Origin of the sequence: Dactylosporangium sp. CS-033363, assembly GCF_050942475.1 — a bacterium.
Taxonomy (GTDB): Bacteria; Actinomycetota; Actinomycetes; order Mycobacteriales; family Micromonosporaceae; genus Dactylosporangium.
On record NZ_CP192032.1, the window covers coordinates 2,210,087 to 2,224,740 of the forward strand.

A 14,654-nucleotide genomic window follows, 5' to 3' on the forward strand; every position below is an offset into this window, starting at 1 on the left:
GTCGTCCTACCATGCCTTCCATGAGTGCGGACGAACTGCGGCGGGTCGCCCGGGAGAGTTTCGGCTGGGAGCGTCTGCGCGACGAGCAGCTGCGGGCCATGGAGGCGGTCATGGCCGGGCGGGACGCCCTCGCCGTGCTGCCCACCGGGGCCGGCAAGTCGGCGATCTACCAGGTGCCGGCGCCGCTGCTGCCGGGGCCGACGATCGTCGTGTCGCCGCTGCTCGCGCTCCAGCAGGACCAGATCGCCTCGCTGACCGCGCGCAACCACGAGGACCTGGTCGCGGTGCGGCTCTCCTCGGCCGAGGGCAAGACCGAGCGCGAGGAGGCGCTGGAGTCGCTGCGCAAGGGCGACGCCGAGTTCGTCTTCCTGACCCCCGAGCAGTTCGCCGACCCGGCCCGGGTGGCCCAGATCAAGGCGCTCAAGCCGAGCCTGGTCGCGGTCGACGAGGCGCACTGCGTCTCCGCCTGGGGCCACGACTTCCGCCCCGACTACCTGCAGCTGGGCCAGTTCATCCGGGAGCTCGGCCGGCCGCCGATCGTGGCGCTGACCGCGACCGCCTCGCCGCCGGTGCGCGAGGACATCATCGAGCGGCTGGGCATGCGCGACCCGGAGGTCGTGGTCACCGGGCTCGACCGCGCCAACCTGTACCTGGAGTCGGTGCACTGCCCCGACGAGGAGACCCGCCTGCGCCGGCTGATCGCGCGCGTCCGCGAGTCGGCGCCGCCGGGCATCATCTACGCGCCGACCCGCCGGTCCACCGAGGAGCTCGCCGAACGCCTCGAGAAGGAAGGACTGGACGCGGTCGCCTATCACGGCGGCATGAGCGCGGGCGAGCGCGAGCGGGCGCACGAGGCGTTCCTGGCCGACGAGGTGCCGATCATGGTCGCCACCACCGCGTTCGGCATGGGCATCGACAAGCCCAACATCCGCTGGGTCAACCACGTCTCCCTGCCCGACTCGCCGGACTCCTACCTGCAGGAGATCGGCCGCGCCGGGCGGGACGGGCAGGCGGCGCACGTGCTGCTGCTGCACCGTACCGAGGACACGGGTCTTCGGAAGTTCTTCAGCAACGTCTCCGTGGACAAGGAGGAGGTCTCCGAGCTCGCGGCCCTGCTCCGCGCGGCCAAGGAGCCGATGACCCGCGACGAGCTGGAGGAGCGCACCGGGCTCGGCGAGCGCAAGCTGGGGCAGCTGCTGGGCCTGCTGGAGGAGGTCGGCGGCGCGCGGATGCTGCACGGGGGCAAGGTCAAGGCCCCGCGCTGGGCGCCGACCCCGGCCAAGGCGGCCGAGCTGGTGGAGGCCCAGGCCGAGCGGCAGCAGACGGTGAGCCGGTCGCGGCTGGACATGATGCGCAACTTCGCCGAGACCGAGCAGTGCCGGGGCCGCACGCTGCTGGCGTACTTCGGCGAGCACCTCGACGGCATCTGCGAGCACTGCGACAACTGCACCGACGGCAGCGCCGCCGCGGGCCTGGCCGCCGCCGAGGACGCGCCGTTCCCGATCCACGCCGAGGTGCGCCACGGCGAGTGGGGCAAGGGGGTCGTGCTCTCCTACGCGGGCGAGCAGATGACGGTGCTGTTCGAGCAGGTGGGGTACAAGACGCTGTCGGTTCCGGTGGTCAGGCAGCACCGGCTCTTGCGGAAGGCGTAACCCCAAGAGAAGGCGTAGCCCCGCTCAGCACGCCGCCGGAGGCCGTGAGCACCTCGTCGAGGGCCGCGGCCGGCAGCGGGCGGGAGAAGTGGAAGCCCTGTGCCTGCGGGCAGTCCAGCTCGCGCAGCCGGGCGGCCTGCTCGGGCGTCTCGACCGCCTCGGCGATGGAGGACAGGCGCAGGCTGTTGCCGAGCTCGACGATCGCGCGGGTGAACGCCAGCTCCTCGGCCACCTCGCCGCCGGGCGTGAACGCGCGGTCGATCTTGAGGATGTCGACCGGCAGGTGGCGCAGGTAGGCCAGCGAGGAGTAGCCGGTGCCGAAGTCGTCCACGGCGACCCGCACGCCCTCCTCGCGCAGCCGCATGAGCACCGCGGTCACGTCGTCGGCCTCGCCGGCGCCCGCCGACACGAGCACCGTCTCGGTGATCTCCATGATCAGCGCTTCCCCGGGCAGGCCGGCGTCGTGGAGCGCCCCGATCACGGTGGCCGCGAAGTCCGGCTCGCGCAGCTGGCGGCCGGAGACGTTGACGGTGACCGAGATGCCGAAGCGCTCGTACCACGTGTGCACGTCCCGGCACGCCCGGCGCAGGACCCAGGCGCCGATGGGGACGATCAGGCCGTACTGCTCGGCGATGGGGATGAAGTCCAGCGGCGGCACCGCCACGCCGTCGCGGGACCAGCGCAGCAGTGCCTCGACCGCGGTGACCCGCCCGGTCGCGAGGTCCACGACGGGCTGGTAGTTGACCGTGAACTCCTCGGCCGCGATGGCCCGGCGCAGGTCGGCCGCGATGCGCAGGTGCTCGGAGCGCTCGCTCGCCAGCCGCTCCTCGTAGGCCGCGAGCTGGTTCTTGCCGGCCGCCTTGGCCGCGTAGAGGGCGAGGTCGGCGTTGCGCAGCGCCTCCGACGGGGTGGCCGGCGCGGCGAAGAGCAGCGAGCCGACGCTGGCGGTGACGGACAGCTCGCGCTCGTGCACGGTGACCGGCCGCGCGAGCTCGTCGATGATCCGGCGGCCGGCCGCGGCGACCTGCCCGGCGTCGGCGTCCTCCATCAGGATCGCGAACTCGTCGCCCCCGAGCCGCACCAGCGTGTCGGAGACCCGGACGATGCCGACCAGCCGGGCCGCGACCTCGATCAGCAGCGCGTCGCCGGCCGGGTGGCCGAACGAGTCGTTGACGTCCTTGAAGCCGTCCAGGTCCAAGAGCAGAAGACCATGGGCCGCACTGGTACGGGTGAGCGCGTGCTCCAGTCGCTCCTGCAGGAGGGCCCGGTTGCCCAGGCCGGTCAGCGCGTCGTGCAGCGCCCGGTGGGTGAGCTGCTGGCGGAGGGCCTCCTGCTCGCGCAGCGCCTCGCCGAGGGCCAGCGCGTGGGCGTCGAGCTCGAGCACCCGGCGGTTGGCGAAGCGCACCAGCTGGCTGAGCCGGGCGATGAGCAGCACCGCGGTGACGGCCGACGTGGCCAGCGGCACGAGCACCCACCAGCGCGACGGCATCGGGTGCACCGCGAGCATCAGCGTGATGGCGACCGCGGGGCCGACGAGGGAGAGCACGGAGTACAGCCAGATCCGATGCCGCGGGATGAGGTGCTGCGGGCGCTCGGGCCGGCCGGCCGCCCCGGCCATCGAGGGGTGCAGGGCGGCGGTGCCCAGCAGGGTGTAGGCGCAGAGGTACAGCATCGTCGAGAGGCTGTCGCCGCTCGCGTCCCCGGTCCAGGCGAGCCCGGCGTAGAAGACGACGTCCCCGGAGATGACCATGGACAGGGCGAGGCCGACCAGGGCGTGCGCGGGGCCGCGGACGCTGGAGCTGAACATCATCCGCGCCGTGAACACCACGAGGACCAGGTCGATCGTGATGTACGTCAGGTCGCTCACCAGCCGGCCGCCGTCCCCGCGGCCGCCGAACAGCATCGGGTGGACGATGAACGTCCAGTACAGCGCGGCCACCCCCGAGGCCACGATGCCCGAGTCGATGAACCGCTCGATCCGCGGCCGCTCCGGATCGGGGCGCACCCAGAGCAGGGCGCCCGCGACCAGCAGCCCATAGGCGGCCAGGTAGGCCAGGTCCTTCCAGTGCGCGCCGGCCACCACGTACAGCACGGCCGAGCCGACCGAGGACCACAGCGCGGCGGCGAACAGCAGCCAGACCCGCCGCTCCCGGGGCTGGTAGCGGCGCATCCCGATGCCGACCGCGGTCGCGGCCGCGATCCCGAGCAGCGCGTACAGCCCCTGCCGGGCCAGCACCGGCAGGAAGCCGCCGACCGCGATGGCGCCGAGCCCGAGGCCCGCGTACCAGCGCCAGGCGGCGGTCGGCTTTCCGGCGGATGTCATGGTTTTGTCCGTTATGTTGAGAGGTGGGGGTTGGCCGTGTTCCTATCGGCACTCGGGACCGCTGTTGTGAGGATTCGCGCGGGGGCGCGGGGGTAGGGGCCTGTGATGAAGGTGGCATTGCTCGGACCGATCGCCTGGCGTACACCCCCGCGGGCGTACGGCCCGTGGGAGCAGATCGTCTCGCTGCTGGCCGAGGGCCTGGTCGCCCGCGGCGTCGACGTCACCCTGTTCGCCAGCCTCGACTCGGTCACCGCGGCCCGCCTCGACGGCGTCGCCGCGCGCCCGTACAACGAGGACGCGAGCTACGACGGGCGCGTCTGGGAGGCCATCCACATCGCGCACTGCTACGGGCGCAGCGGCGAGTTCGACCTGGTGCACAACAACCTCGACTGGCTGCCCCTCGCCATGGGCGAGTTCTGCCGGGCCCGGCTGCTGACCACGGTGCACGGCTTCTGCTCGGCCGCGATCCTGCCGGCGTACCAGCGGGCGCGCTCGGCGTACGTGTCGATCTCCGACGCCGACCGCGGGCCGGGCCTGGACTACGCCGCCACCATCTACCACGGCATCGACACACGGCAGTTCCCGTTCCGCGCCGAGCCGGGCGACACGCTGGTGGCCTTCGGGCGCATCCACCCGGACAAGGGCACCGCCGAGGCCGTGAAGATCGCCCGCGCGACCGGCCGCCGGCTGCTCATCTGCGGCCCCGTCCATGACGAGGTGTACCACGCTGAGCAGGTGCTCCCGCACGTCGACGGCGAGCAGATCGTCTACGGCGGCAACGTGGGGCCGGCCGAACGCGCCGAGATCCTGGGCTCCGCGGCGGCGCTGCTGCACCCGATCGGCTTCGCCGAGCCGTTCGGGCTGTCGGTGGTCGAGGCGATGGCGTGCGGTACCCCCGTCATCGCCTATCCGCTCGGCTCGATGCCCGAGGTCGTCGACGAGGGGATCACCGGCTACCTGGCGTCCGACGCGCACGAGGCGGCCGGGATGCTCGACGACGCGCTGAAGCTCGACCGCGCGCGGGTCCGGGCCCGGGCGCTGGAGCGGTTCTCGGCGGACCGCATGGTCGACGACTATCTCGCGCTGTACCGGCGAATGCTCGGCTGAAGTTCTCAAGGCCTCTGGCGGGCGGCCGAACCTTCACAGTGTGCGGCGCCCGCGGCTTCTGACGCGGTAACGCGGACGGCTCGGCTCCGGCAGCGACGTGGCAGGCTGCCGGAGCCGATGCCTTGCCCGGAGCTGGAGATCTTGGCTTTCTGTGATCGAAGGCTGGCGTTGCGTCACCGGTGTCCTTAAGCTCTGCGGGGCGGAGGGATACTGTGAGTACGGTCGATGTCACCGAACGGCTGGACGAGGTCGAGCGCCTCATCCGGGGCTGGGACTTCCCCGGCGCCCGGGCCGCGGTCCAGCGCCTGCTCGACGAGCCGGAGCTGTCCGACGACGAGCGGCTGACCGCCCGCCGGCTGCTGGCCGAGGTGCTGCGCGAGCTGGGCGACCTGGACGCCGCCTACGACCTCGCCGAGGCGGTCGCCATGCAGGCCGAGCGCCGGTACGGCCAGACGCACCCCAGCACCGTGCACGCCGTCGCCGTGCTGGCCGCCGTCCGCCACGACTACGACGAGTGGGACGAGGCCGAGCGGCTCTACCACCGGGTGCTGGACAGCGGCGTCGACGAGGACGGCCCCGGACCGGTCGCGCGGGCGGTGCGCCTCGCCCGGGTCAACCTGGCCCTGCTCCAGCGCGACCGGGGCGAGACGGCCCTGGCCCTGGCCATGCTGAACGCGGCGTACGTGATCCACCGGCGGGAGTACGGCGCGGAGGACCTCGACACGATCCGCATCGCGGCCGAGCTGGCGGCGCTGCTGTACGCGACGGGGGATGTGCTGCAGGCGCGCCGGCTGTTCACGCTGGCGCACGCGGCGGCGCGGGGCCGGCTCGGGACGCGGCATCCGTTCACCAAGGCGGTGGAGTGGGAGCTGGCCTCGGTGGAGCCGCCGATGCCCTCGGCGCCGATCTCGATGCCCCCTTTGGTTGTGGATCCCGTGGTGGTTCCTCCGGCTCCTCCTGCTGCTTCTGGGGCTTCCTCTTCTTCTTCCTCTAGGGCCATATGGCCGCTGTTATCGGTGGTCGTGCTGCTGGCCGGGGTCTTCGCCGGGCTCTGGGTGTGGCGGCACGGCGGTCCGGACCTGATCCCCGACACGCCCGCCGTGGCCTCGTCCTCGTCGCCGGAGTTCGCCGTGCAGGACCTGACGCTGGCCGACGGGGGCACGACGCTCACCGTGCACTGGACCGCGCTGCCGGTGGGCGTGGTGATCGCGCTGTCCCGCGCCGGGGAGCCGCCGGCGGTGGTGGACACGGTGCCGCCGGGCACGACCGAGTACGTGGTGCACGACGTGGATCCCAAGGCCGCGTACTGCGTCGTGCTGGGCCCGGTCGACGAGGCGGTTTCGGTCACCGCGGCCACTTCTGTGTGCACGGGCGATCGCTGACCGTCGCCGTGCAGTTTGTGCCACCGCGGAGGGCGTAACTTCAGCTTTGCCGGGTATAGTCGCGCCGATGCGGCTTACAGACCGGACCCTCAATCTGCTGCCGGAGTCAGTGGCCTCGCTGCTGCGCAAGCGGCGCGAGACGGTGAAGTTCATCATCGTCGGCGGCCTCTGCTACGTCGTCAGTCTGGTCCTCAACTACGGTTTGCGGTTGACGGTTTTCGAACACAAACCAGTCACCGCTTTGACCATCGCCAATATCATTGCGACGGTCGTCTCCTACTTCCTCAACCGCGAGTGGTCCTTCCGCACCCGCGGCGGCCGGCGCCGGCACCACGAGATGCTGCTGTACACCGTGGTCAACGGCATCGGCGTGGCCCTGAACTCGGCCCCCCTCTGGGTGGCGCAGTACATGTTCGGCCTCCACACCCCGAACGTGAGCGTCGCCGTCGAAGAGGTCTCGGACTTCGTTTTCGGCATGATCATCGGCGTGGCGCTGGCCATGGTCTTCCGCCTGTGGGCATACCGCGTGTGGGTCTTCCCGCACGACGACGTCCGCCCGGCCCCGCAGAACCGCTACGAGGTCCCGGCCCAGGCGGGCGCGGTACCGGCGCCTACGGACGCCCCGTAACTTTCGCAGCATCTCCTGATCTCCCGGGTCTGGTTCCGTCGCAGGCCACCCGGGAGATCGCTCTTTTTGGGGTCCGATAAGTCGGGCGCTGGCGCGCCGCGACTTATCGGATTTTTCGCCTGTGGGGCGACTTTTCCGATTTGCGCAGCTTCTGGGTCGCTCCGCGCCAAGATCGCGATGGTCGCCGCGGTCCCCGCCCTGGTCGTCACGCTGCCGCGGTCGAGGTGCGCGCGCCATCGTGGTGGTGGGCACGGGTCGCGGCCTCGGTTGTGCCAGCGCCGCGGCGGGAGACGCGGGCGCGATCGCGGTGGTCGTCGCGGTCACCGGCGCCGGTTGTCACGGCGCCGCGCGGGCGGTCGGCCCGACCGGGCGGTGCGGTGCGTGGGCGGCCCGCGGTGCGCGGGCGGTCCGCGGTGCGTGGGCGGTCCGCGGTGCGCGGGCGGTCCGCGGTGCGCGGTGCGGTGCGGTGCGCGGTGCGCGGTGCGCGGTGCGGTGCGGTGCGGGCGGTGCGGGCGGTGCAGTGCGGTGTGCGGTGCGGTGCGGGCGGTGCGCGGACGGTGCGGTGCGAGCGGGCGGTGCGGTGCGTGGGCGGTGCGCGGGGCGAGGCGACTGAGGACGCTGCGCGGGGGAGTCGCGCCGGGATCAGCGCAGCGAAGGCGTGAGCGCGGTCCCGACCTGCTCCACGAGCCCGGTCATCTCGAACGCGACCTGCCCCACGTCGCACCCCGGCTCCACGATCGCCGCCAAAGAGGCGAGGGAGTCCCCCTTGCCCAGGGCGAGCACGAACAGCAGGCTCCGCCCCATCTCGACGATCGTGCGCACGACGGGGCCCTGGGCCGTGAACGACGACACCCCCTGGGCCAGCGACACCACGCCCGCCACCATTGCGGCGAGCTGGTCCGCCCGCGCCGGTGGGAGTTCCTGTGAGGCGGCCACCAGCAGCCCGTCCCCCGAGACGGCGACGGTGTGGCGGACCCCCGGGACGCGCTGCGTGAAGCCGCTCAGCAGCCAGTCCAGCCCCGTGGTCGGTGTCATGCCGAAGAACGTCCTTCCGTCAGGAGGTCCCGGGCGGCCTCGGGTTCGAGGTCAACCGTAGGGGTGTCGGGCGTCCGCACGGGACCCGGGACCACCGGGACGAGGGTCGAGCGCGGGTGCGGCACGTCGACCGGCTCGTTGCCCGGCAGGACCTGGCCGCGCTCGAACGGGCGGGGCGGCGGGAGGCGGCGCGCGACGGGGGAGTCGGGGGGGAAGGAGATCGGGTCCAGGATCAGCTCGGGGGGCAGCTGGACCACCGCGCGTAGGCCGCGGCCCGAGGGCGGCGGGCGCAGGGTCACCGTGAGGCCGTGCCGGGCGGCGAGGCGGGCCGCGACCGCGAGGCCGGTGCGGTGCGCCTCGGCCGCGTCCAGGGGCGGCGGGTCGGCCAGCCGGGCGTTGAGCTCGGCCAGGCGCTGCGGGTCGAGGCCGGGGCCGCGGTCGGCCACCTCGACGACGGCGCCGGCGCCCTCGCGGCGGCCCTCGACGAGGACCGGGCGGTCGGACGGGCCGGAGCGGGTCGCGTTGTCGAAGAGCTCGGCCAGCAGGTGGACCACGTCGTCCACGGCGTCGGGGGCGACGTGGACGTCGGGGGCGATCATGGAGTACTCGATGCGGGGGTAATCCTGAATCCGCGACTGTGCCGCCCGCAGCAGGTCCAGCAGCGTCACCGGGTCGCGCCGGCCGAGGACCGTGTCGGCGCCGGCGAGGACGAGCAGGCTCTGGTTGTCGTGGCGGATGCGGGTGGCGAGGTGGTCGAGGGCGAAGAGCTGGGCCAGGCGGTCCGGGTCGGCCTCGTCGCGCTCGGCCGCGTCGAGGTGGTGCACGAGTTCGTCGGCGAGGCGCTGGCTGCGGCGGGCCAGGCCGATCACCGCGGCGGAGGTGCCGGCGCGCAGGGCGGCCTGCTCCGCGACGGCTCGCGCGGCCTCCTGCCGGACGACCTGGAACTCCTCCGGGTCGATCGGCGGCGACGAGCGGCGGCGCGGGCGGCGGGCCGCCCGGGCGGCGCGCACGGCCAGCGCGATCGAGGCGGCCACGACCACCACGACGGCGGCGAGCCCGGCGAGCAGGGTGCGGTTCTGCTCGTCGCGTACCGCGTCGGCGATGCGCCCCTCGTCGGCCCCGGCCCAGGCGGACAGGGCGGCGAGCGCGTCCAGGGCCGGCTGGGCGTCGCCGCCGAGGCCGGACGGGACCTGGGTCAGCCGGTCCCGCCAGGCGGTGGGCGCGACCTCGGCGAAGCGGCGCAGGGCGTCGAGGTGGGCGGCCCGGTGCGCGGCCAGGTTCTCGTGCCAGGCCGGGGTGTCGGCGTCGCGCCGGTCGATGAGCTGGATCTGGGCGAGCTCCTCGCGGGCCACGGCGAGCCAGCCCGACGCGCGCAGGGCGGCGTTCACGGTCCCGGGGCCGGTGCGGCGCGGGAGGTCCTGGCGCAGCTCGACGAATTCGCTGATCATTTCCGTGTACTGCATGAGAAAGTCCCCCGCCGCCACCTCCTGCGGCGCCGCGGCGACCCGGGTGCGCAGCTCGGCGAGGCCGGCGGGTCGGAGCTTGGACAGTACCGAATCCGAGGCTTGGGTTTGGGCGGTGAAGGCGCTGCGGGCCGGCTCGGACCCGGTCAGCAGGAGGTTCAGGGCGGCCAGGCGCTCGTTGGACAGCTCGGTGGCGGCCCGGTCGGCGGCGACCCCGGTGGCCACGCCGGCGCGCGGGTCGTCCATCCGCCCGCCGGGGCCGGCGTAGAGGTACGCGGCCAGGCCCGCGACGGCCAGCAGGCCCAGCAGCGGCAGCAGCAACACGGTCGCCAGGCGCGGCCCGGAGGCCCGCCCGGCGGGAGCAGCATCGACCAGCACCGCTACCCCCTGCCATTGTCCGGTCACCTATGCGTACCACCATCAGCGTTCGGTACGGAAGAGATGACTTTGAGTGAACGACCGGTTTGCCCTCATTCACGAGGAAGGCGGGGCACTTAAGCAAGAAGAAAGGCAAAGTTGAGACGGCCTCGCACCGCGCCGCTTGAGCGCCGATCGACCGCTCACTAGATTCTCTAGACGTGCCAGAACGGCTCTTCCCGGACGATGAGCCGGGCGACGCGCCCAAGAAGGTGAAGGGCGCGTTCTTCTCCGACTTCACCGGCGAGTTCCCCGTGCCGCGGATCCTGCGCCAGACGCAGGACTCCGACGCGGACCCGGACGCGCCCAGGCGGAAGGCCGGTGGCCCCGCGCCCGCGTGGCTGCGCACCGGCCGGCCCGCCCTGCACGAGCTGACCCGCAACCGGCGCCAGGCCCTGATGGCCCTCGGCGGCGGCGCGGTCGCCCTCGGCGCGCTCGGCACGACCGCGGCGGCCGTGTTCGGCCCGCCCACGGCCGACCCCGACGACTTCGTGAAGACCGGCAGCGGCGGCGGCAACGTCTCGCCCCGCGACGCCGGCTCGTTCTCCAACCGCGACGCCAGCTACACCAGCGGCCAGGGCGACCTCAACGACCTGGGCGCCTCCGGCACGGCCGACACGCCCTCGGCGGCGGCCGTCGCGGCGATGCGGGCCACCCCGCGGTTCCCGACCCCGCTCAACCGCGACCCGGTGCTGCACCTGCTGCGCCGCGCCACCTTCGGCCCGACCCCGGGCGACGTGGCGGCGGTCAAGGAGATGGGCATCGACGCCTGGATCGACCAGCAGCTGGATCCGGCCAAGATCGCCGACCCGGTCGCCGACGCCGCCCTCAAGGCCGTGCCGACCGCCACCATGACCACCGCGCAGCTGCGCACCACGGTCAAGGACGGCGACAACAAGGCGCAGATGGACCTCACCAAGGCCGTCATCGCCCGGCAGATGTGGAGCAGCCGGCAGCTGCTCGAGGTGATGGTCGACTTCTGGAACAACCACCTCAACGTCACGAGCCCGTTCGACGGCGGCTGGGACGTGCGCGGCCCGTACGACGTCGGGGTCATCCGCCAGCACGCGCTGGGCAAGTTCTCCGACATGCTCATCGCGTCGGCGCGGGACCCGGCGATGATGCGGTACCTCGACAACACCAGCTCGGACAAGCGCAACGTCAACGAGAACTACGGGCGCGAGCTGCTCGAGCTGCACACGGTCGGGATCGACGGCGGGTACAACGAGAAGGACGTGCGCAACTCGGCCTACCTCATGACCGGGCGCACGGCGACGCGCGAGGGCACGTTCAAGTACGACCAGAACAAGCACTGGACCGGAGCGGTCAAGGTGCTCGGGTTCCAGCACGCCAACAAGTCGGCCAAGGACGGTCTGGCGGTCGGGGACGCGTATCTGCTGTACCTGGCCACCCACCCCTCCACCGCGCGGTACGTGGCGCGGAAGCTGTGCGTGCGCTTCGTGTGCGACACCCCGCCGCAGGGCCTGGTCGACCGGCTGGCCAAGACCTACCAGGAGAGCGGCTCGGCGATGGTGCCGGTGCTCAAGGTGCTGTTCCGCTCGCTGGAGTTCTGGATCGCGTCCGGCCTGAAGACCCGCCGCCCGCTGGAGAACTTCATCGCCACCGGGCGCGTCGTCGGCACCACGCCGGGCGCCGACACGGCCAAGGCGCTCGACGACATGTACAACTTCACCAACAAGCTCGGGCAGCCGCCGCTGGGCTGGGGGCCGCCGGACGGGTACCCGGACGTCGCCACCGCGTGGAGCTCGGCCGCCGGCATGCTGGAGACCTGGAACGCGCACCGGATGTTCATGCAGCAGCAGTGGAAGGGCCTGAACAACCCGACGGCCGCCAGCCTCATGACGCAGCCCGCCGCGACCCTGGGCACCTACCTCGACGTGCTGTCCAACCGGCTGGTCTTCCAGCCGATGGCGCAGGCCGAGAAGGACGCCCTCGCGAAGTTCCTCGGGTCCAAGACCGACGCCCGGATCACCGACAACAACCTCGGCGGCAAGCTGCCCCTGCTGGCCCCGCTGATCCTCGACTCCGTCTACCACGCGCTGCGGTGAGGCCATGAGCAACGAACTTCCTGACGGCGAGCGGCGGCCGAAGAACCTCGAGGAGCTGCACCGGCACGGGCCCAACCTGTGCGAGGCGGCGCTGCGGGTGCACGCCGAGAAGGTCACCGACGAGCTCGCGGCCGAGCGCGACAAGTGGAGCAAGGGCTTCACCCGCCGCCGGCTCGTGCAGGGCGCCGGGTTCGTCGGCGTGGCCGCGCTCGGCACCCAGCTGGTGACCAGCCGGGTCTCCTTCGCCGCGCCCGAGGACAACAAGAACACGCTCATCGTGATCTTCCTGCGCGGCGGGATGGACGGGCTGTCCGTGGTGGCGCCGGGCGACGACGCGAACTACCGGCAGATGCGGCCCAACATCGCGGTGCCGATGGCGGCGATGAAGGCGGTCGGCCGCGGCTTCGGGCTGAACCCGGCGATGACCTCGCTGTACCCGCTGTGGGACGCCGGCAAGATGGCCGCCGTGCACGCCGTGGCCTCGCCCGACGCCAGCCGCAGCCACTTCCAGGCCCAGGACGCGCTCGAGCGCGGGGCCGCCTCGGTCGCGGTACGCACCGGCTGGCTCGACCGCGTGCTCGCCCAGATGGGCCCGGGCACCACGTTCCGCGCGATCGCGCAGGGCTCGGCGCTGCCCCGCTCCCTCGTCGGCGGCGAGCAGGCGATCGTGCTCAACGGCATGCGCGACTTCCGCATCGACAACGACAACATGCGCACCCAGACCATGGACGCGCTCAAGACCCTGTACACCGGGCTCGACCACCCGCTCGCCGGCACCGCGGGCTCGACGCTGCAGGCGATCGCGACCGCGCAGAAGCTCTCGAACACGCAGTACCGGCCGGCGGAGGGCGTGCAGTACCCCGGCGGCGGTCTGGCGGACCGGCTGCGGGACATCGCGCAGCTGCTCAAGGCCGGCGTGGGCCTGCGCATCGCCGCGCTCGACGTCGGCGGCTGGGACATGCACACCAACCTGGGCCGCGTCGACGGCGGCGACATGAAGAACTCGCTGACCAACATGTCCGACGCGATCGCCGCGTTCTGCACCGACATCGGCCCGCTGCTGGAGAACACGACCATCATCACGATGAGCGAGTTCGGCCGCCGCGTGCAGGAGAACGGCAACGTCGGCGTCGACCACGGCCACGGCAACGCGATGCTGCTCTTCGGCGGCGGCCTCAACGGCGGCAAGGTGCACGGCAACTGGCCCGGGCTGGCCGCGTCCTCGCTCGACCAGGGCGACGTGGCCGGGGCCAACGACTACCGCGACATCCTGGCCGAGATGCTCAAGAAGCGCTTCGGCGTCGGCGACTCGGCCGCGGTGTTCCCGAACCGCGACTTCAAGCAGCTCGGGGTGTTCAAAGGCTGAAGACGGCGCCGGTGGTCATGCTCAGGCTGCAGGCGTTGCCGAAGGTGTGGCGGTAGGCGACCTTGCGGCCCTTCCAGGTGCCGTTCGCGGTGACCGTCACCGGGTCCCACTGCATGGTGCAGGCGCCGCCGCCCAGCTGCAGCCGGTCCGGTCGCCCGCCGACCTTGGCCAGCTGCGAGCACGCGCTGCGGGCCTGCTTGTGCGTGCCGCCCGCCGGCTGGCAGGTCAGCGAGGCCCGCTGCCGCCCCGGCGCCGCCGAGGACTCGCCCTTGGCCAGGGTCAGCACGAGCCGGATCGTCTTCGCGTTCGCCGCGGTGGCCGCGAGCGCCGCCCCGGGCGCCACCGCCTCCGTCGCGCCGACCGCCGCCAGCAGCACCGCCGCCGACACGACCACCCGTGCTACACCCATTCGTGACCTCCGCTGCACCCGATCCGGTGAGCGCAGCCTACGCCTATATGTCCAGAAAATCCGGATTTTGTACTTCCTGAGCGTATGACAATTTCCCGCGTCTCGTTCCCACGCATCGACGCGCAGGACTAGGGTGCTCGGTGTTGGAGGTTTGCCCCGTGCCCCAGGAAGCGCAGGCCCAAAAACTCGTCGCCGGCTTGGTCCGGGTGGCCGTGATGGCGCCCGTGGACGGCCCGGAGCCCGCGCACGGCCTCCCGCCCGCCCATCGGCAGGTCATGCTGCTGCTCGGGCGGCGCGACCGGGAGTACCGGCTCTCCGACCTCGCCGGTGACCTCGGCTCCTCGGTCGCCGCCACGATGGCGCTGCTCTCCCCGCTGATCGCCGAGGGCCTGGTCGAGATGCGCCCCGCCCCGTCCTACGCGGCCCGCGACATGCGGGTGGCCGCCACCGACAAGGGGCTCGCGACCACCCCGGCCCCGGCGAACTGGGCCGACCAGCTGCTCGCCGAGGTCGAGGGGCTCAACGACAGCCAGCAGGCCCGCCTCCTGCGCATGGTCACCGCGCGGATCGGCCTGCTGCAGCAGCAGGGGAGCATCCCGGTCACCCGGATGTGTCTGTCCTGCCGCTTCTTCGACGGGTACCGCCATCCCGGCACCCCCACCCCGCACCACTGCTGGTTCGTCGACGCCCCGTTCGGGTACCGCGAGCTGCGCCTGCACTGCCCCGACCACATCCCCGGCGAGCCACCGAAGCCGAAGTACTGAGCGTCCGCGCACGCTCCGTGCCCACATCCCCGCAGCGGT

At 72.7% G+C, this 14,654-nt stretch carries 11 protein-coding genes; 7 read left to right on the forward strand and 4 right to left on the reverse strand.

The genetic code is table 11. The annotated features are described in order from the left end of the window. Positions 1–20: 20 nt before the first annotated feature. The gene (locus ACQPZ4_RS10185; RefSeq protein ID WP_433058221.1) at positions 21–1,652 is read left to right on the forward strand and encodes a RecQ family ATP-dependent DNA helicase; all 1,632 of its coding nucleotides are present in this window, start codon (positions 21–23) and stop codon (positions 1,650–1,652) included. On the opposite strand, the gene ACQPZ4_RS10190 is transcribed toward ACQPZ4_RS10185, so the two are convergent. Next, positions 1,621–3,975, reverse strand: coding sequence for a putative bifunctional diguanylate cyclase/phosphodiesterase (locus tag ACQPZ4_RS10190; protein WP_433058223.1), 2,355 nt, complete (start codon positions 3,973–3,975; stop codon positions 1,621–1,623). The genes ACQPZ4_RS10185 and ACQPZ4_RS10190 overlap by 32 nt on opposite strands. A 105-nt stretch (positions 3,976–4,080) precedes the next feature. Between ACQPZ4_RS10190 and ACQPZ4_RS10195 the strand changes: the two genes are divergently transcribed. The 3 genes from ACQPZ4_RS10195 (at position 4,081) to ACQPZ4_RS10205 (ending at position 7,092) form a co-directional block, all read left to right on the forward strand. Further along, the gene (locus ACQPZ4_RS10195; RefSeq protein WP_433058225.1) at positions 4,081–5,082 is read left to right on the forward strand and encodes a glycosyltransferase family 4 protein; all 1,002 of its coding nucleotides are present in this window, start codon (positions 4,081–4,083) and stop codon (positions 5,080–5,082) included. 212 nt (positions 5,083–5,294) lie between these two features. Then, the gene (locus ACQPZ4_RS10200; RefSeq protein ID WP_433058227.1) at positions 5,295–6,464 is read left to right on the forward strand and encodes a tetratricopeptide repeat protein; all 1,170 of its coding nucleotides are present in this window, start codon (positions 5,295–5,297) and stop codon (positions 6,462–6,464) included. Positions 6,465–6,531: 67 nt separating this feature from the next. Continuing rightward, positions 6,532–7,092: a GtrA family protein gene (locus ACQPZ4_RS10205; protein ID WP_433058229.1), complete on the forward strand. Its 561-nt coding sequence runs from the start codon at positions 6,532–6,534 to the stop codon at positions 7,090–7,092. A gap of 642 nt (positions 7,093–7,734) precedes the next feature. On the opposite strand, the gene ACQPZ4_RS10210 is transcribed toward ACQPZ4_RS10205, so the two are convergent. After that, positions 7,735–8,127, reverse strand: coding sequence for a roadblock/LC7 domain-containing protein (locus ACQPZ4_RS10210; RefSeq protein ID WP_433058231.1), 393 nt, complete (start codon positions 8,125–8,127; stop codon positions 7,735–7,737). Then, positions 8,124–9,968, reverse strand: coding sequence for an ATP-binding protein (locus tag ACQPZ4_RS10215; protein ID WP_433058232.1), 1,845 nt, complete (start codon positions 9,966–9,968; stop codon positions 8,124–8,126). Before ACQPZ4_RS10215 ends, ACQPZ4_RS10210 begins: the two co-directional genes overlap by 4 nt. Before the next feature lie 200 nt (positions 9,969–10,168). Here ACQPZ4_RS10215 and ACQPZ4_RS10220 point away from each other — a divergent pair, with 200 nt between their 5' ends. Together ACQPZ4_RS10220 and ACQPZ4_RS10225 are read left to right on the forward strand one after the other, a co-directional pair. Then, a complete protein-coding gene (locus tag ACQPZ4_RS10220) occupies positions 10,169–12,076 on the forward strand; it encodes a DUF1800 domain-containing protein (protein ID WP_433058234.1) in 1,908 nt (635 codons plus the stop codon). 4 nt (positions 12,077–12,080) lie between these two features. Continuing rightward, positions 12,081–13,442: a DUF1501 domain-containing protein gene (locus ACQPZ4_RS10225; RefSeq protein ID WP_433058235.1), complete on the forward strand. Its 1,362-nt coding sequence runs from the start codon at positions 12,081–12,083 to the stop codon at positions 13,440–13,442. Here the strand turns inward: ACQPZ4_RS10225 and ACQPZ4_RS10230 are convergent. Next, on the reverse strand, positions 13,432–13,851 hold the full coding sequence (locus tag ACQPZ4_RS10230) for an SSI family serine proteinase inhibitor (RefSeq protein WP_433058237.1): 420 nt from the start codon (positions 13,849–13,851) through the stop codon (positions 13,432–13,434). The genes ACQPZ4_RS10225 and ACQPZ4_RS10230 overlap by 11 nt on opposite strands. 158 nt (positions 13,852–14,009) lie before the next feature. On the opposite strand from ACQPZ4_RS10230, the gene ACQPZ4_RS10235 reads away from it, so the two are divergent. Next, positions 14,010–14,615, forward strand: a complete 606-nt coding sequence (locus ACQPZ4_RS10235) for a MarR family winged helix-turn-helix transcriptional regulator (protein WP_433058239.1) — start codon at positions 14,010–14,012, stop codon at positions 14,613–14,615. The last annotated feature ends 39 nt before the right edge of the window (positions 14,616–14,654 follow it).